This is a genomic window from Corynebacterium sp. HMSC059E07, assembly GCF_001814395.1.
Classification (GTDB): Bacteria; Actinomycetota; Actinomycetes; order Mycobacteriales; family Mycobacteriaceae; genus Corynebacterium; species Corynebacterium hesseae.
The window spans coordinates 91316-108797 of the sequence record NZ_KV816333.1; the positions used below are offsets into that span (position 1 = coordinate 91316).

The window sequence follows — 17482 nt, forward strand, 5'->3', positions numbered from 1 at the left end:
TCTAGCGTGCGTGTGCCATGCTGGGGAGTATGAGTCTTCAGCTTGAACCCTTGCCGCGTGGGGTCATCCTTGCCGCCACGCCGCTGGGAAATCCCGGTGACGCTTCAGCCCGCTTGATGCAAGCTTTGGGTCACGCAGATGTCATTGCCGCGGAAGATACCCGTCGCGTTCGCAATCTGGCCCAGGCATTAGGGGTGGAGATCCGCGGCAGGGTGGTGTCCAATTTCGACCACAACGAAGAGGAGCGTTCGCGCGCTCTCGTCGCCGCCGCCCGGACCGGGACAGTGCTCGTGGTGTCCGACGCCGGTATGCCCCTAGTGTCTGATCCTGGGCACTCCATCGTCACCGCAGCAGTGGAAGCAGACGTGCCCGTGACCTGCTTCCCAGGACCCTCGGCGGTGCCGACGGCTCTTGCGCTGTCTGGTTTGGGAGTGGGGCATTTTCTCTTCGATGCCTTCCCGCCGCGCAAGCCCGGGCCGCGCAAGGCGTGGCTGGAGTCCTTGGTGGGGGAGCAGCGCGCGATTGCGTTCTTCGAGTCCCCGCACCGTTTGGCGCAGACGCTTGGCGACGCCTCCGCGATCCTCGGCGCCGACCGTCGCGCCGCTGTGTGCCGGGAGCTGACGAAGACCTACGAGGAGATTAAGCGAGGCTGCCTAGGCGAGCTCGCGGAGTGGGCTGAAGAGAATGCGCGGGGCGAAATCACCGTAGTAATCGAGGGCGGTGAGGCCGCACCCGTGTCGATGGAGACCCTTGTTGAGCAGGTCCGCGCAGAAGTAGAGCGGGGTGTGCGTGCCAAGGATGCGTGCAAGAAGGCGGCGGCGGGAACGGCATGGTCCAACCGTGAGCTCTATGACGCTTACCTTGCTGCGCGCGGCTGAGCACCACCTCAGGTTTCTGGTGATGACCGTCTCTTTTCGGGCAATCGTTATGGCATCGTTATTCGCAGAAAGGTTGAGGGAGCCTGGGCGGTAGCTGGAGACAGAGCCGGATTGTATGGACACGCTGCACAGTTGGCATACAGGATGGTGCTGAAGGGTGTGCACTGTGTGGGGAAGTACATGGAGGAAACTGCCCGCCTTCCGAGCACTGTGGCTGTGAAATAGGCCCGCTGTGCAGCTTTTTTATGAGCGCTATGGTTTGACTAGTTGATGGGACAGCACCATGGTTTGAAGGTATGACAGACTCGACCAATACAGACAATGTGAAGGACACGGGGGTGTCTTCGGCCGCCTCCCAAGAACAAAGCTCGCCGGCCGCGTCGGATGATTACCGCACTGTCGACGAGCGCCTAGAGGCGACGTCAGCTACGAGCCAGCTTCAGGACATGCTCACCAATAAGGAGTTTGATCCTTCGGCTGCAGCTTTGCCCGTAGAAGCAGAAGAGGACGACAAATTTGGGCCCGGTGGCATCGACTCACCGATTGATTGGAGCATCGTCGGTATCGCGGGCCTCCTCATCGCTGCCTTCGTGGCATGGGGACTGGTCGCGCCGGAGAGCTTCGGTTCATTCTCCAGCAACGCTCTCAACTTTGTGGTGACAAACTTTGGCTGGGCTTATGTGCTCTTCGGCACCATCTTCGTTATTTTTGTCATCTGCATCGCGGCCTCTAAGTTCGGCACCATTCGTTTGGGCAAGATCAACGAAGAGCCGGAATTCTCCACGGTCTCGTGGATTGCGATGATGTTCGCGGCTGGCATGGGCATCGGCCTGATGTTCTACGGTGCTTCCGAGCCGCTCAACTATTTTAAGAACGGAGTTCCCGGACATGGTGAGCACGAGGTAGGAACCTCAATGGCTACGGCCATGTTCCACTGGACTCTGCACCCGTGGGCGGTTTATGCCGTCGTTGGCCTCGCCATCGCTTACTCCACCTTCCGTATCGGCCGTAAGCAGCTGTTGAGCCAGGCCTTTGTGCCGCTCATCGGCCAGCGTGCTGCCGACGGCGCCGTGGGCAAGATCATTGATATCTTGGCCATCTTTGCCACTGTCTTCGGCACTGCTTGCTCGTTGGGTCTAGGCGCTATGCAGATCCAGGCGGGCCTGGAAGCGTCCGGAATTATTGAGAACCCCACGCAAAGCGTCGTGATTGGCATCGTTGTGGTACTGACCTTGGCCTTTATCTTGTCTGCCATGTCTGGTGTGGGCAAAGGCATTCAGTACCTCTCTAACGCCAACATGGTCCTGGCAGCTCTGCTGGCCATCTTCGTGTTCATCTTTGGCCCGACGGTGTCGATTCTGAACCAGATTCCGGGCTCCATCGGTAACTACCTGGCGAACTTCACCGAGATGATCGCTCGTACCGCTGAGTCCGACAATGGAACCGCTGGCGAATGGTTGTCGACGTGGACAATCTTCTACTGGGCTTGGTGGGTTTCCTGGTCGCCGTTTGTTGGCATGTTCCTTGCGCGCATTTCCCGCGGCCGTTCTGTCCGCGAATTCTGCATTGGTGTGCTCTTGGTTCCAGCGGGCGTCTCCACCGTATGGTTCGCCATCTTCGGTGGTACGGCTATCCACATGGAGCAAAACGGCAACTCCATCTCTGGCGACTCTGCTGAGCAAGAACTGTTCAACCTCCTGCAGAACCTGCCTGGTGGCTTCGTTGCGGGCATCGTTGCCGCCCTGCTGCTGGCCACGTTCTTCATCACGTCGGCCGACTCGGCGTCGACAGTCATGGGCTCGATGTCTCAGTCTGGCGCCACCACCGCCAAGCCGTGGCTATCCGCGGCATGGGGTGTGCTCACTGCAGCCGTCGGCCTGACCCTGCTGCTGTCGAGCGAGGACTCCCTGTCGAACCTGCAGAACGTCACCATCGTGGCAGCACTGCCATTCCTCTTCATCCTTGTCGGGCTCATGTTCGCTATCTTCAAGGACTTGCGCAATGACGTGATTTACCGCGAGTACCGCGAATCCCAGGCCTTCCAGCGCAAGATGGCACGTGAGCGTCGCCTGCACCGCGAATTCCAGCGCGAACAGGCCTTCAAGGCCCGCCGTCGCCAGCACAGCCACAAGAACTAGTTCTGGCGCGCGAGCTTTTCTCCTCTGCACCCCCTCACTGCATTGCCGGTGAGGGGGTGTTCGATAGAGTAGAGGCCATGACTGAGACAGTTGTCGTTAATGTTGCTTGGCCCTATGCCAACGGACCCCGCCACATCGGACACGTGGCGGGCTTCGGTGTTCCTTCCGACGTGTTCGCCCGTTTCCAGCGAATGCGTGGCAACGACGTCCTCATGGTTTCTGGTACCGATGAACACGGCACCCCGCTGCTGGTTCAGGCGGACAAGGAAGGCGTGACGGTGCGTGAGTTGGCGGATCGCTACAACCGCCAGATCGTCACCGACCTGGCTGGGCTCGGCCTGTCTTATGACCTCTTTACCCGCACCACCACCCGCAACCACTACGCGGTGGTGCAGGAGCTGTTCAAGGGTCTCTACGAGAACGGCTACATGATTAAGGAGACCACCCAGGGCGCGATCTCGCCGTCCACTGGCCGCACTTTGCCGGACCGTTATATTGAGGGCACCTGCCCGCTGTGTGGCGCCGATGGCGCGCGCGGTGACCAGTGCGATAACTGCGGTAACCAGCTCGATCCGGTGGACCTGATTAACCCGGTATCCAAGATCAACGGCGAGACCCCGGAGTTTATTGACACCGAGCACTTCCTGCTGGATCTGCCTGCGGTCAAGGAGGTCCTCGAAGAGTGGTTGAAGACTCGTGAGGATTGGCGCCCCAATGTTCTCAAGTTCTCCCTCAACCTGCTGGAGGACATGCGCCCGCGCACCATGACCCGAGACATCGACTGGGGAATTCCCATTCCAGTCGAGGGCTGGGAGGACAATGGTGCGAAGAAGCTCTATGTGTGGTTCGACGCGGTCATTGGTTACCTGTCTTCTTCCATCGAGTGGGCACACCGCACCGGCAACCCGGACGCGTGGAAGGATTACTGGCAGAACCCGCAGGCGCGCCACTACTACTTCCAGGGCAAGGACAACATCACCTTCCACTCCCAGATCTGGCCGGCTGAGCTCTTGGGCTATGCGGGTAAGGGCTCCAAGGGCGGTGAGCTGCACACCTATGGTGAGCTCAACCTGCCGACGGAAATCGTGTCTTCGGAGTACCTGACCATGTCCGGGTCCAAGTTCTCCTCTTCCAAGGGCGTCGTTATCTACGTCAAGGACTTCCTTGAGGAGTTCGGTCCTGACGCGCTGCGCTACTTCATTGCCGTTGCCGGTCCGGAAAACAACGACACCGACTTCACCTGGGATGAGTTCGTGCGCCGCATTAACAACGAGCTCGCCAACGGCTGGGGCAACCTGGTTAACCGCACCGTGTCGATGGCTCACAAGAACTTCGGTGAGGTGCCGGCACCGGCCGCGCTGGAGCAGGCAGATGAGGATATCCTGTCGCTGGCGGAGGAAACCTTTGCCACCGCCGCGGGCTTCCTCGAGCAGTCCAAGTTTAAGCAAGCCATGACCGCCATCATGCACGTCGTGGGTGAGGCCAATGCCTACATCGCTGCTATGGAGCCGTGGAAGCTGGCCAAGGATGAGACCCAACGTGAGCGCCTGGCCACGGTGTTGTGGACCGCGCTGCAGGTGGTCTCCGATTGCAACGTGATGCTGACCCCGTTCCTGCCGTTTACCGCCCAAAAGGTGCACGAGACCCTGGGCCGCGAGGGGGTGTGGGCCGCACAGCCGCGCATCGAGGAAGTGGCGGATGACATGCCGGTTGAACTCGTTGGTGTTAACCTTCCGCCGGAGAATCACCTGTACCCGATCATCACGGGTGACTACTCCGCGCAGCAGGCCGCGTGGAAGCGATTCGACATAACCCCGGGGACCGCGCTGCAGAAGCCGAAGCCGCTGGTGGCTAAGCTTGACCCAGAGCTCGGTGAGACCGGCCCTGAGTGGGCCCCGGTTCAGAAGTAGAAGGGGTGGGTTTGGCGTTTCGGCGCACACTTGCGCCTGTCCTACTCTTCACAGTTGTTTGCCTGACCGCGCTGAACCTGCGCTCCGGTATTGCTTCGGTGGCACCGGTGCTGGGGCAGATCCAAGACTTCTTTGGAATCAGCTCTGGGCAGGCAGGCTTGTTGACCGCACTGCCGGGGCTGTGTTTTGCCGCCATGGGGTTGGCGGCGGTTCCCATCGCGCGCCGCGTGGGCCTAAGCCGAACCCTAGCCGGCGGCACGGTGGCCTTGGTTGCGGGGCTCGGCCTGCGTCCATGGGTCAGTAGCTTTCCGCTTTTCGTAGCGCTTACCCTGTGCGTTGTTGCCGGCATCGCGCTTGCAAATGTGCTGCTTCCTGCATGGATCAAGCAGCATGGGTCGGGCCGCACGTTGGTGGCGCTGATGACCACCTACACCACGATGTTGGGCGTTTCCAGTGCACTCGGCCCATTGTCCGCGGTGACGCAAAGGTCGTGGCAAGGTGCGTTGTGGATTTGGTGCCTGCCCGCCATCGCCCAGCTGGTGGCGTGGATAGTGGTCCTGCCTAAGGCCGGCAAGGACGTCGCCCACGGCACGGTTGATGGCGCGGAAGTGCAACGCCCCATGTTCACCTCACCCACTGCGGTGGCCATGCTCTTTTTCTTCGGATTGCAGTCCACCATGGCCTATGTCCAGATGGGCTGGCTGCCGCGCATGCTGGTAGAAAAAGGCGTGAGTGAGAACACCGCCAGCGTGGCGCTGGCCGTCATCGGAGTCTTCAATATTCTCGGCGGCGTAGTCATGCCGTGGCTCATCTCGCGTCTTAACCGCCTGACTCCCGTTCCCGTGGTGCTTTCTTTGTGCACGTGTGCCGGGTGGGGTGGAGTGCTGGTGGCTGCCGACGCCGCCCCCTTGATCTGGGCCTCGTTGATGGGGATCGGCGGCATGTGCTTCCCATTGGCGCTTGCTCTGCTCACTGCCCGCACGCGCACCGCGCTCACTACGGCGCGGCTCTCCGGCTTCGTTCAGCCGGGCGGCTACGTCTTGGCGGGCCTCGTACCGCTGTCCGTGGGAGTGGTGCGCGGGGCCACCGGGGATTGGACCGCTGTGCTCATTGGTCTCATGGTGCTCTGTTTCTGCATGCTGGTCGCGGGCCTGCGTGCGACGACGCGTGTCTACATTGACGACGAGCTCGCTGCCTAGCAGGTCCTCGCCAGTTGCGGTAGCTTTTGTGTTACAGCGTTAGTTAGAGTTAACGTCTCGCGTTATTGACGCGTCGCGTTATGGGGGGTATGGTGCGTTTATGATTCAGTCGTTCGCGGATAGGGCCACTGAGCGTCTATGGAATCGAGAGAGGGTGCTCTCGATTGATTCACGTATTCACTCGGTAGCTCTTCGCAAGCTGAGGCAATTGGGCTACGTTCAGAGGCTCGATGAGCTTCGGATTCCTCCAGGAAATAGGCTCGAAGCTTTGAAGGGCGATCGGCGGGGTCAATATAGTATTCGTATCAATGACCAATGGCGGATCTGCTTCCGGTGGACCGCTTTAGGGCCAGAGGAGGTTGAGATCGTTGACTACCACTAACAAGCTCCCCCCGGTACACCCAGGTGAAATCCTTATGGAGGACTTTCTCAAGGACATGGGGATTACCCAACACAAACTCGCTGTTTCGATAGGGGTCCCGCCTCGACGTATTAACGAAATCGTCCACGGAAAGCGGGCTATTACCGCCGATACGGCTCTTCGTTTGGCTAAATATTTTGGAATGTCCCCACAGTTCTGGCTGGGACTGCAGACTCACTACGATTTGGATGTCGCGGAAGACAAAATTCTTGCTGAGTTGGACGATATTGTGCCGCTTCAGGCAGCGTCGGCTTAACTTGTGCGCGGGGAGTGACTGAGCAGCACAGTGTGAGTCTCTTGGGTTGAAACTGCCGTTGTTGCCAAAGTTTCCCGCTTCGCCTCAAGATCTGGCTTGTTCTTTGGCAACAATGGCAGTGCCGTCACTGAGGTGGGGCGTAGGGCAGTGCCGTCACTGGGGTGGGGCGGCAATCAAGCCGCTTTAGGAGCGGTTGAAGTCGCGCTGCAGGTGCACCAGCCCTAGCCGCACGCCGTCCTTGGTGTGGATATTGGGCATGCGGCCGGTCTCCACGAAGCCGAACTTCTTGTGCAGGGCGATGGAGGACTCGTTGGTGTCTACGATGTAGGTGATTATCGTCTCCACGTAGTCATTTTCCTTTGCGTGATCCATGAGCGTGTCCATGAGCTCGCTGCCCACGCCCTTGCCGCGCGCTGATTCCGCGATGTAAATGGAGTCCTCCGCCGTGCCGTAGTAGATGGCTGGGGTGACGAATTGGAAGTAGGCGGCCCAACCGACAATTTCGTCGTCGTCCACGGCGACATAGACCGGATAGTTGTCCTTTTCCATCTGCGCCAGCCACTTCTCGCGGTCTTCTACGGATTCTTGCCATGTCACCAGGTTGGCGGCCGGTTTCGCGGCGGAGGCGGAGTTGTAGATGGCGGCGATTGCGGAGGCGTCGGCAAGCTCTGCGGGACGGACGTGCATGATGTTCCTTAAACCATGAGTTGCAAGTGGGTGAGGTCTATCCAGCGCCCAGCTTTGCGGCTGACTTCTTTTAACGTTCCTACAGTGGCAAAGCCGAACTTTTCATGCAACTTGATGGATGCGGCGTTGTCCGCCACGATGAGCGCCAGCAGCGTATGGACCTGTTCGGCTGCGCGGGCATGCTCAACGACTGCACCGAGCAAGCCCGTGCCCACCCCGTGGCCGTGCGCTGCGGGATCAACGTAGATCGTGGTCTCGTAGCACCCCAGCCACACCTTGGGATCGCGGTAGGGGCGGTAGAGAGCCCAGCCCAAGTACGTGCCGTCGTCAGTGAAAGCCACGAAGCAGGGGCAGCCGTCGCGGCGTAGCTGGTGGAGATACTCGGTGCGCTCTTCCACCGTGGCGGGTTCGCTGCGAAAGATGAAGTGGGTCTCTCGGATGGCCCAATTCAGCGTGGCGGTCATCGCGGGGACGTCGGCGTCCGTCGCTTCACGGATAATCATGCGCGCAAGACTACACTCGCAGCCATGTCTAAGAAGAAGCCACGCCCCACGCCCGTTCCCGCCGAAGGTTTGAGCCAGCTTATCGACGCCCACACGCACCTTGCCTCCTGCCGTGACGATGATTCCGAGCTCGTTGCCCGCGCTCGCGCAGCCGGGGTAGAGCGCATCGTTACCGTGGGTGATGGCTTGGCTGAGGCGGAGAAGGCTTTGGCAGCGGCGCAGGAATTCGACAACGTGTATGCCGCGTGCGCCATTCACCCCACTAAGGCGGCTGAACTTGATGAGGCTGCTCGTTTGCGCTTGAGCGAGATGGCTGCGGATCCGCGCTGCGTGGCCATCGGGGAGACAGGATTAGATACCTATTGGATTCACCACGAGCCGGAAACCACCGCGCCCCTCGAGGTGCAGGAAGAGGCTCTTCGATGGCACGCTGAGTTGGCGGCGAAGGTAGGAAAGACGCTGATGATCCACAACCGTGAGGCCGATGAGGACCTCATGCGTGTGCTGGGGGATTGCCCCGAGCCGCCGACGGTGATGCTGCACTGCTTTTCCTCGCCGCTCGCCGTGGCCAAAGAAGCCCTTGAGCGCGGCTATGTTCTGTCTTTCGCCGGCAACGTTACTTTCAAGCGTAATGAGGAGATGCGCCAGGCCGCTGCCATTGCCCCAGCTGGGCAACTGCTGATTGAAACGGATGCGCCGTACATGACGCCGGAGCCTTTCCGGGGTGCGCGCAACGAGCCCTCCTTGATTGGGCACACGTATCGTTGTGTGGCGCAGGCGCGTGGTCAAGAAGTGGAGGATCTCGCGGCGGAGGTGGCCACGACCTTCGCGCGGGTCTTTGGCATGTGAGGATTTTCACTTTATCTAAAGGTGCTGCTCAGTGGTGGCGCACGTGTTTGTTGTGACGAGTGTGCTGATAGTGGCCGCGGCGCGTGAATGCATTTCGTAAGTTACGTTCTGTTACCGTATTGTTATTCAAAGTTAGTCCGGCATTGATGTCGTCGGCGGGCGCGCGTGGGGCGCGCCGTGACAGGTGTTCAGAATGCGGGTTCCTGCATTGTGAACACGAAGCATCGTGAAGACGAGTAAAGGTTTATGTCCCCGAAGAAGCAGATCAAGCGAATCAACAATTCCCGCTCTTTGCCGCTGCGCATGGCTACCGGTGGTGTCCTTGGCACCCTAGCCGTGGGCGGCGTCGTTGCCGTCAGCACGCAGAAGGACATCACGCTTGACGTGAACGGCGAGACCACTCAGCTGGCCACTTTCGCCGGTGATGTCAACGCTGCCCTAGAGGCTGCCGGAGTCAACGTTGGGGGAGAAGACGTTGTCTACCCGGCCCTGTCAGAGCAGGTCGCTGACGGTGACTCGATCACCGTTCGCACTGCCAAGCCTGTCGCGGTTACCATCGATGGCGTCGAAAAGCAGCTGTCGTCTACCGATCTCACGGTGTCTGACCTGCTGGGCGGCCTCGATGGAATCGCCCCGGGTGCTGCCATCACTTCCGGTTCCAAGACCGTGGAGGAGGATGAAACGGTGACTGAGGGAATGAACCTTGAAGTGGTGTCCCCGAAGATCGTCAAGCTTACTGACGGCGGTTCCGTTTCCTATGCCAGCGTTGCGGCCAAGACTGTGGGGGACGTGCTCGAGGCCCGTGGAATTACGGTGGGCAAGGATGACCGCGTATCCCCAGCTCTGGATACGCCGGTGAAGGCCGGTACTGCCATTACCGTGGACCGCGTCGAGATCTCCGAAGAGGAAAAGACGGAGGACTTTGACGCGCCGGCTAATTATGTCGATGACCCAGAGCTCGAGGAAGGCACTGAGGAAGTCCGCGAGGAGGGAACCCCCGGTTCGCGCGCCGTGACCCGCAAGATTGTCAAGGTCAACGGCAAGGAAGAATCCAACGAGATTATCAAGGAAGACTCGCGCAGGGAGGCGGTTGCTGCCGTGATTGCGCGCGGAACCAAGCCGAAGTCCACCGCGCCGGCCGTTGTGGATGGCTCCGTGTGGGATTCCATCGCACAGTGTGAGGCAACCGGAAACTGGGCAATCAACACAGGCAATGGTTTCTCCGGTGGCCTGCAGTTCACCCCGTCGACCTGGGCTGCTTTTGGTGGCACCGAGTATGCCCCGGAGGCATGGCAGGCTTCTCGCGAGCAGCAGATCGCTGTGGCAGAGAAGGTTCAAGCCGCGCAGGGCTGGGGTGCATGGCCTGCGTGTACCGCCAAGCTCGGCCTGCGCTAAAGCTTACGAGCCACGCGTATTAGTCTGAGTGGTATGACTCAACCCCATCTGCTGGGCCCAGTGGAGATCCGCGAACTCGCCGCTGAGCTTGACGTGACGCCGACGAAGAAGCTGGGCCAGAACTTTCTGCATGACCCGAACACCATCCGCCGCATCGTCGCTGCTGCCGACTTGTCCCCAGAGGACCGCGTGGTGGAGGTGGGCCCCGGGCTGGGCTCGCTGACCCTGGGTCTGTTGGGGGAAGTTGCGCACGTAACGGCCGTGGAAATTGACTCGCGTCTGGCTGGCAAACTCCCGGATACCGTGGCCGCCCGGGCCGCCGATTTTGCTGACCGTCTTTCGGTCGTGGAAAAGGATGCGCTCACCGTTGAAGCGGGTGAGTTGGGGGAGCCCACCGCCTTGGTGGCCAACCTGCCCTATAACGTCGCGGTACCGGTGTTGCTCCACCTGCTGGAGGTCTACCCATCCATTCGCCGCGTTTTGGTCATGGTGCAGCTGGAGGTTGCTGAGCGCCTCGCCGCCGCTCCGGGCAGCAAGGTCTACGGCATTCCTAGTGTGAAGGCATCTTTTTATGGCCCGGTTAGGCAAGCCGGGACGATTGGGAAGAACGTGTTTTGGCCGGCGCCGAAGATTGAGTCAGGGTTGGTGCGCATCGACTGCACCCGCCCCTTCGATGAGGTGCTGCGCCCGCGGCTTTTTGCGCTGATCGACGCCTCCTTTGCCCAACGCCGTAAGACCCTCCGCGCCGCCTTGGCGGGCTTTTATGGCTCCGCTGCGGCAGCCGAGGAAGCGCTGCGCGCGGCGAATATCGATCCGCGCCTACGCGGCGAGAAGCTAGGAGTAGAGGACTTCGTTAGATTGGCGGAAGCCTCATGAGTAAGGCAGTGACTGATTCCATGCAGCTGTGGCAGGCGCGTGCCCACGCCAAGGTCAACCTGCATCTAGGTGTGGGCGAAGCCCGCGCGGACGGTTTCCACGAGCTGGCCACCGTGTTCCAGTCCCTCGATGTACACGACCGCGTGAGCTACCGCTGGGGCGAGGGCTGCGCCGTGGAGGTCACGGGTAACCACGCGACAGGCGTTCCAGCATCGCCCGAGAACCTGGCATGGCGCGCGGTGGAGCTGGTGGCGCAAAACCTCATGCTGCCGGCAGCTGGCACGCTGACGATGGAGAAGAACATCCCCGCTGCCGGCGGGATGGCCGGCGGGTCTGCCGATGCCGCCGCGGCTCTGCTTTTGGCCAATCACGCGCTGAGCGCTGAGTTTGGTCGTGAGCCTCTCAGCATGGAAAAGCTCTACGAACTAGCCGCAGAACTCGGCTCCGATGTGCCTTTTACCCTCATGGGCGGCACGGCGTTGGGGCGCGGCCGCGGTGAGCTTCTGACCCCGATGCTGGCGCGTGGGCGCTATATCTGGGCGATCATCACCAATGCTGAGGGCTTGTCGACGCCGTCGGTATTCCGCAAGCTGGATGAGCTGCGGGATGCCGGACGCGGAAGCGCCCCGCACCTCGATACTGAAGCCGTGGGCCAAGCCCTCGTAGGCGGTAACCCCCGCGAGCTCGCCGCAGTGATGCACAATGACCTCCAGCCAGCAGCACTCTCGCTGCGCCCGGACTTGCGCAAGATTCTGGATACTGGTGAGGCCGCCGGTGCCCTCAAGGGAATTGTCTCCGGTTCCGGTCCTACCTGCGCCTTCCTCTGCGAAGACGAGGAGACCGCGCAGGAGGTGGTGGCCCAGGTGTGCGCCGATAACCGCGGAACCCGCGGATTGGTGACCTATGGGCCGGCTACCGGCGCAACGCTGGTCTAACACCAGCAGGGTGAATGGTGGAGGCCCTTAGAGGACGGCCATCTCTACGGGCTTGACATCGAGCTTGTAGCGCTGTGGTTCTTGGTCGCCGAGGAGGTCAAGAACGACCAGTTCCTGCTTGTTTGCGTCGGTGACGTAGGCATAGCCGTTGGCTGCCTTCAGGATTGGCCCTGGCTGCTGCCACTCCTCGTTTTCCTTCCACGGGGAGATGGCGTCAATCTTTTTCGTTATCTCGCCGGAATCCGGATCGATGATGTTGAGCTTGCCGTCGGTCGTGAGCACCAGTGCCTCGCCCAAGGGCCCGCGGGCCAAGGAACGGAACCAATAGGACTCGCCGAGCTCGACCTTCGTGGCAGAGTAGTCCTCCGTATTGATGAGGGTCACTGAGGTGGGGCGCTCGAAGTCGGCATCCTTGTCGGTCTTGTTATCCGCCAGAATGACGTTGGACTCCTCTGAGCCTGCAGAGTTGCCGGAGCGCTGGTAGCCGTCTTTGCCTGCATAGGCGGAAGCGTCGATCTTGTGGAATTCAGTTCCGTCGAAGACGATGGGCCCGTCCTCGCATCCGAAGAAGAGGGAGCCATTGCCAGCGGCAGCTTCGCCGTGAACACCAGGACACTCGGTGGTTTCCGCAAGGACCTTGCCAGACTTATCCACATGCTGGATGGTGTGGCGCTCATCTTCGGTGCCCTTCGTGGTGACCACGGAGCCGTCTTTCAGCGGAACCGCGACGCCGTGGTGCGCAGCACCTGTCTCGACGGTGTTGACCGGCTGGGCGTCTTCCTTGCCGAAGTCCTCGGTCTTGTAGATCTTTGCTACACCATCTCCGTCGGAGAAGAGCGCGGTAAAACCATCGTGGTGAACCACGTGGCCGGCGTGAGGTGCGTCGATGGAAGCGTCGTCAAGCTGCGGCTGAGCCGCGTAGTAGTGCTTGTGATCTCCGTGTGGCTTGGTGATGCGCCCGGTGTCGTAGGTGAGGAAGCTATCGCCTTTGGTCACCATGATGTGGCGGTTATCGCCGGCATCGCTAAGCCGGAGAAATGCTTTGAGCTTTTCGTTGTCGATGACCTCACCGGTCTCTCCATCGAGCGTGGTGAGACCGTCCTTATGGGAGATGAGGACACGAGGTGGAAGCTCTGCCACCTCGGTTTCGCCAGCAGAGGCTTCGAAGCCGTCATGGCTGTGCTCTCCGTTATGGCCTTCACCGTGTTCGTCATGCGCGTGGGAGGCTTCAGCGCTGGAGGGAGACGGAGCGTCATTGCTCTCGGGGGAGGAACAGGAGGACAGGGTGAGGATGCTTGCGGAAAGTGCGGCGCACAGGATGAGGTGTTCTTTTTTCATGGTGTTGCAGAGTATTGGAAATGAAAATCGATAGCAATAAAGGTAATGGTGCGGGGGTAACCGGGCTGAGGCACTAAGATGGACTCTCGATATGGCGAACCTCATTAACCTGGAAAATGTAACCAAGTCCTTTGGTCTGAAGACCCTGCTGGACGGGGTCTCCCTCGGTGTTCAAACCGGTGACCGCATCGGCATCGTCGGCGTCAACGGCGGCGGCAAGACCACGCTGCTGGAGGTCCTCACCGGCATTGAGCCGCCGGACGCGGGCCGCGTATCCCACAACTCGGATTTGCGCATGGCGGTGGTAACCCAGCGGTTCGAGCTGGAGGAGTCCCTCACCATCGCCCAAGTCATCATCGAACCGCTCGGGCTGGAAACCTTCGAGTGGGCTTCTAACGCCAAGGTGCGCGATGTCCTCGGCGGCCTCGGCATTGTTGACTTAGGGCTAGACACCCCTGTGGGATCGCTCTCCGGTGGTGAGCGCCGCCGCGTCAACCTGGCCGCCGCACTCGTTCAAGACCTCGACATCGTGGTTCTCGACGAGCCGACCAACCACCTCGACGTCGAGGGCGTGCAATGGCTGGCCAGCCACCTGCTTTCGCGCAAGCTGGCGGTGGTCGTTGTCACGCACGACCGCTGGTTCCTCGACACTGTGGCCACCACGACCTGGGAGGTGCACGACGGCGTCGTCGATGCCTACGAGGGCGGCTATAACGACTGGACCTTTGCCCGCGCTGAGCGCGCCCGCCAAGCCGATGCCATCGAGCAGCGCCGCCAGAATCTGGCGCGCAAAGAGCTGGCGTGGCTGCGCCGCGGGGCGCCTGCCCGTACCTCGAAGCCGCGCTACCGCATTGAGGCAGCCGAGGCACTCATCGCGGATGTTCCCGCGCCGCGCGACAAGGTCGAGCTCATGGCCTTCTCTAAGCAGCGCCAGGGGCGAGTCGTCATCGAGCTTGAGGATGCAAAGGTCACGACACCAGATGGCCGCACGCTGGTGGATCACCTCACCTGGCGGCTGGCGCCGGGCGAGCGCATCGGCCTCGTCGGCGTTAATGGTTCCGGCAAGACCACGCTGCTGCGCGCGCTTGCTGGCGAAGTCGAGCTTGCCGCTGGCAAGCGCATTGAGGGCAAGACCGTGCGCCTGGGGTGGCTGCGCCAGGAGCTCGATGACCTGGATCCACAGCGCCGGCTTCTCGACGCCGTCGAAGACGTCGCCACCTACGTCCACCTGGGCAAGAAAGAGCTTTCTGCCTCCCAGCTGGCCGAGCGCCTGGGCTTTTCCGCCAAGCGCCAGCGCACACCCGTCGGTGACCTATCGGGCGGTGAGCGCCGCCGTTTGCAGCTGACCCGTGTGCTCATGGCGGAGCCAAACGTGCTGCTTCTCGACGAGCCCACGAACGACCTCGACATCGATACCCTCCAAGAGCTTGAATCCTTGCTGGACTCGTGGCCGGGAACCTTGGTGGTCATTTCTCACGACCGCTACCTCATTGAGCGCATCGCGGACAACACCTATGCGCTGTTTGGGGATGGCAAGCTCACCAACCTGCCGGGCGGAATCGAGGAGTACTTGCGCCGCCGCCAGGAGATGGAAGCCGCCACCGCCGGTGGTGTGCTCGACTTGGGCGAGGCTTCGAAGAACGCCGATGGTCAGCGTACGGAAACCGCCCCGGTAAAACGGCTGAGTTCCCAGGAGGAGCGCGAGCTGACCAAGAAGATGAACGCGCTGGAGCGCAAGATGGGCAAGCTCGACGACAAGACGGCGAAGCTGAATGAAAAGATGGCGCAGGCCGCGGAGAAGATGTCTTCCGGAGAGGGAAACAGCGGCGAGCTGGCCAAGCTCGACGCCGACCTCAAAGCGGTGGCCGCCGAGCGCGAGGAGCTAGAGATGGAATGGCTGGAGCTGGGGGAGAAGCTGGAAGGCTAGTGTTCGACGGCTAGTGCTCGCCAGCGAAGGCCAGTCTTACCCGAAGAATGCTGCGATGGCGAGCATGGCCGGCAAGGAGAGAAAAGTGGTGAGGAAGACCGTATCGCGCGCCACCGTCTCTCCCGATTGGTAGGTCGCGGCGTAGTTGTAAACGTTCTGCGCGGTCGGAAGCGCAGACAAGATGAGTGCCGCGTATAGCTCCTTGCCGCTCAGGCCCAAGGCTAGGCCCGTCGCCAAGGCGATGGCTGGCATGGCTGCGAGCTTGAGCACGGTGGCGGTCATGGTTGGTAGGCGGTCGCTAGCCAGCAACCCGTCTCCAGTGAGGGAAGCTCCGAAACTCATCAGGATCATTGGGATGGAGGCCCCGCCGAGGATCTCGAGGGGCGCCATGATGACCTCTGGCACGTGCCAGCCTGCCGCAGAAACGATGAAGCCGGCGACGGCAGCGATGACAACCGGTGCCGTAAGCCCAGAGAACACAGAGCTGCTTATCGAGCGCAGGCTTGTCCCCTGTGCATTGAGACCGGCGATGATGAAGGGGGAGAGCACTGCCATCTGGAGCACGAGTGCTGGCACCACAAAGGTGGCATCACCGATGACATAGGTGGCGATGGGCAGCCCGATGTTGACGGAGTTGTAATAGCTGGCCGCGGCCGCTCCGGCCATCGTCTCAGCCCCGCTGCGGCGGAAGAATACCAGGCTGAGAAAGCCATACAGCGCCATCGTGGCGACCGAAGCAATCGCGATGACAGCGACAACCGGAGACATAAAAGTAGAGGTATCCGAGGTGGCCACGCTGGAGAAGATGAGCGCCGGAGTCGCAGCCCAGAACGCAGTGCGGTTGAACTGCAGGCGCGCCTCACCGTGGCCGATAACGCCCCGGTGCCCCAGAATGAACCCCACACCGATAACCACAAAAATGATGGCAAACCCGGTTAAGACATCCAGCACCAGTGATCAACCTCTCGAAGAATTCTAAAAGCAAGTCTTCGGTCATTCTTCCACGCCAGTCTTTTCCACCGGCAGCTGATAACAAAGTGATATCGAAAATGCCGTATGACCGGGAAGTCTTTTTTAACGCGGGCGGACTTATGGCACAGTGGTATTTATGAATTCTTTGCGTCGCGTTTCCCGTCTGTCCGCTACCTCCGCCGTGGCGGTATCCCTCACCGCCCTTCTTTCGGTGTCTGCTGCCCAGGCCGCCCCGGCTAACCCATCGTCCGCACAGCCCCAGGACCTGAACCAGCTGTCTTCCCAGGCTGTGGAGCAGGTCAACTCTTTTGAAGTTGAGCTTCCTGCGCAGGCGTATGACCTGGCTAAGCAGTACAACGTCCAGCTGCCGGACTTCATCAAGAAGCCGACCCCGGCGGTGGCCGATGAGCTCGTTGGCGCAACCCATGCCCACCTGATTAAGCAGGGCCACCACGACGATGCCAACGCCAAGAACATTGCCCAGGAGTGGGCAAACCAGGCTGCGGCCGGCAAGGTTACCTTCCAAGACAATGCTGGCGATGGCCTGACTCACCTGGAAGAGGGCAGCGGTAACATTTACAAGCTCACGGAGCAGGAAGCGAAGGATCGCGTGAACTGGCTCAACCGCGACGTCCCCGTGACTAAGACTGACGGCACCGGCTTCGGTGTTGCGCAGGCCTTCGACGGCACCCACGTCTACGTTGCGGAGTACTTCTTCAACAAGTAGACCTTCAGGCGGCCGGTGATAGGCCGCTATTACAGGAGGCCCTGCCGCTACAGGCAGGGCCTTCTGCACGTTTGCGCGGAGAAGGTTACAGTGGGGCCCATGATTTTGATCAACGTACAGTTCCACGTCAAGCCCGAGTACGCCGATACCTTCTTGGAAGAGATTGACTGGTACACCAAGGCCTGCCAGGCAGAGCCCGGCTGCATTGACTTCAAGTGGTTCCGCGATCCGGAAGACAAGCAGCGCTTCCTGCTCCTCGAGTCTTATAAGGACGGCACTGATGTCGACCACGTCAGCACCGAGCACTTCAAGCGCTCGTGCGAGGAGCTGCCGAAGTACCTGGTGGAGACCCCGGACATCATCAACACTCACATCGACGGTAAGACGGAATGGGACAAGATGGCTGAATTCTCGGTCTAAACCCCACGCGTTGACAAAAGCCGCCCGGCATAAGCCGGGCGGCTTTTAGCG

General features: G+C 60.8%; 17 protein-coding genes. 13 read left to right on the forward strand and 4 right to left on the reverse strand.

Annotated features, from left to right (window positions below; all coding sequences use genetic code 11):
- Positions 1-29 precede the first annotated feature (29 nt).
- From rsmI to HMPREF2967_RS10665, 6 genes are all read left to right on the forward strand, one after another.
- A complete protein-coding gene (rsmI, locus tag HMPREF2967_RS10640; protein ID WP_070597491.1) occupies positions 30-878 on the forward strand; it encodes a 16S rRNA (cytidine(1402)-2'-O)-methyltransferase in 849 nt (282 codons plus the stop codon).
- 296 nt (positions 879-1174) lie between these two features.
- Complete coding sequence (locus HMPREF2967_RS10645) at positions 1175-3016, forward strand: BCCT family transporter (RefSeq protein ID WP_070683862.1); 1842 nt, start codon at positions 1175-1177, stop codon at positions 3014-3016.
- A gap of 77 nt (positions 3017-3093) precedes the next feature.
- Entirely contained in the window at positions 3094-4926 is a 1833-nt protein-coding gene (metG, locus tag HMPREF2967_RS10650) for a methionine--tRNA ligase (RefSeq protein ID WP_070520771.1), read from the forward strand.
- 5 nt (positions 4927-4931) lie between these two features.
- Entirely contained in the window at positions 4932-6125 is a 1194-nt protein-coding gene (locus HMPREF2967_RS10655; RefSeq protein ID WP_070686388.1) for an MFS transporter, read from the forward strand.
- A gap of 100 nt (positions 6126-6225) precedes the next feature.
- Complete coding sequence (locus tag HMPREF2967_RS10660; RefSeq protein ID WP_070565735.1) at positions 6226-6507, forward strand: type II toxin-antitoxin system RelE/ParE family toxin; 282 nt, start codon at positions 6226-6228, stop codon at positions 6505-6507.
- A gap of 34 nt (positions 6508-6541) precedes the next feature.
- A complete protein-coding gene (locus HMPREF2967_RS10665) occupies positions 6542-6802 on the forward strand; it encodes a HigA family addiction module antitoxin (protein ID WP_070520778.1) in 261 nt (86 codons plus the stop codon).
- A gap of 183 nt (positions 6803-6985) precedes the next feature.
- On the opposite strand, the gene HMPREF2967_RS10670 is transcribed toward HMPREF2967_RS10665, so the two are convergent.
- Positions 6986-7489 (reverse strand): GNAT family N-acetyltransferase, encoded by a 504-nt coding sequence (locus HMPREF2967_RS10670; RefSeq protein WP_070597500.1) that lies wholly within the window; start codon positions 7487-7489, stop codon positions 6986-6988.
- An 8-nt stretch (positions 7490-7497) separates the two neighbouring features.
- On the reverse strand, positions 7498-7992 hold the full coding sequence (locus HMPREF2967_RS10675) for a GNAT family N-acetyltransferase (protein WP_083306394.1): 495 nt from the start codon (positions 7990-7992) through the stop codon (positions 7498-7500).
- A gap of 24 nt (positions 7993-8016) precedes the next feature.
- Between HMPREF2967_RS10675 and HMPREF2967_RS10680 the strand changes: the two genes are divergently transcribed.
- From HMPREF2967_RS10680 to HMPREF2967_RS10695, 4 genes are all read left to right on the forward strand, one after another.
- Positions 8017-8841 carry a TatD family hydrolase gene (locus HMPREF2967_RS10680; protein ID WP_070686389.1) on the forward strand — a complete coding sequence of 275 codons (825 nt, stop codon included), beginning with the start codon at positions 8017-8019 and terminating at the stop codon, positions 8839-8841.
- Between the two features lie 246 nt (positions 8842-9087).
- Complete coding sequence (locus HMPREF2967_RS10685; protein ID WP_070686391.1) at positions 9088-10236, forward strand: resuscitation-promoting factor; 1149 nt, start codon at positions 9088-9090, stop codon at positions 10234-10236.
- Between the two features lie 33 nt (positions 10237-10269).
- Positions 10270-11112 carry a 16S rRNA (adenine(1518)-N(6)/adenine(1519)-N(6))-dimethyltransferase RsmA gene (gene rsmA, locus HMPREF2967_RS10690; protein WP_070686393.1) on the forward strand — a complete coding sequence of 281 codons (843 nt, stop codon included), beginning with the start codon at positions 10270-10272 and terminating at the stop codon, positions 11110-11112.
- On the forward strand, positions 11109-12047 hold the full coding sequence (locus HMPREF2967_RS10695) for a 4-(cytidine 5'-diphospho)-2-C-methyl-D-erythritol kinase (RefSeq protein ID WP_070686395.1): 939 nt from the start codon (positions 11109-11111) through the stop codon (positions 12045-12047). The genes rsmA and HMPREF2967_RS10695 overlap by 4 nt, the downstream gene beginning before the upstream one ends.
- Positions 12048-12074: 27 nt before the next feature.
- Here the strand turns inward: HMPREF2967_RS10695 and HMPREF2967_RS10700 are convergent, their stop codons facing one another.
- On the reverse strand, positions 12075-13385 hold the full coding sequence (locus HMPREF2967_RS10700; RefSeq protein WP_070683858.1) for a hypothetical protein: 1311 nt from the start codon (positions 13383-13385) through the stop codon (positions 12075-12077).
- 91 nt (positions 13386-13476) lie between these two features.
- Here HMPREF2967_RS10700 and HMPREF2967_RS10705 point away from each other — a divergent pair, with 91 nt between their 5' ends.
- Positions 13477-15312, forward strand: a complete 1836-nt coding sequence (locus tag HMPREF2967_RS10705) for an ABC-F family ATP-binding cassette domain-containing protein (protein WP_070683856.1) — start codon at positions 13477-13479, stop codon at positions 15310-15312.
- A gap of 36 nt (positions 15313-15348) precedes the next feature.
- On the opposite strand, the gene HMPREF2967_RS10710 is transcribed toward HMPREF2967_RS10705, so the two are convergent.
- Complete coding sequence (locus tag HMPREF2967_RS10710; RefSeq protein WP_070683854.1) at positions 15349-16263, reverse strand: AEC family transporter; 915 nt, start codon at positions 16261-16263, stop codon at positions 15349-15351.
- Positions 16264-16420: 157 nt separating this feature from the next.
- Between HMPREF2967_RS10710 and HMPREF2967_RS10715 the strand changes: the two genes are divergently transcribed.
- Both HMPREF2967_RS10715 and HMPREF2967_RS10720 read left to right on the forward strand, forming a co-directional pair.
- Positions 16421-17011 carry a hypothetical protein gene (locus HMPREF2967_RS10715; RefSeq protein WP_070683852.1) on the forward strand — a complete coding sequence of 197 codons (591 nt, stop codon included), beginning with the start codon at positions 16421-16423 and terminating at the stop codon, positions 17009-17011.
- A 99-nt stretch (positions 17012-17110) separates the two neighbouring features.
- Positions 17111-17431, forward strand: a complete 321-nt coding sequence (locus tag HMPREF2967_RS10720) for a putative quinol monooxygenase (RefSeq protein ID WP_070686397.1) — start codon at positions 17111-17113, stop codon at positions 17429-17431.
- Positions 17432-17482: the final 51 nt, after the last annotated feature.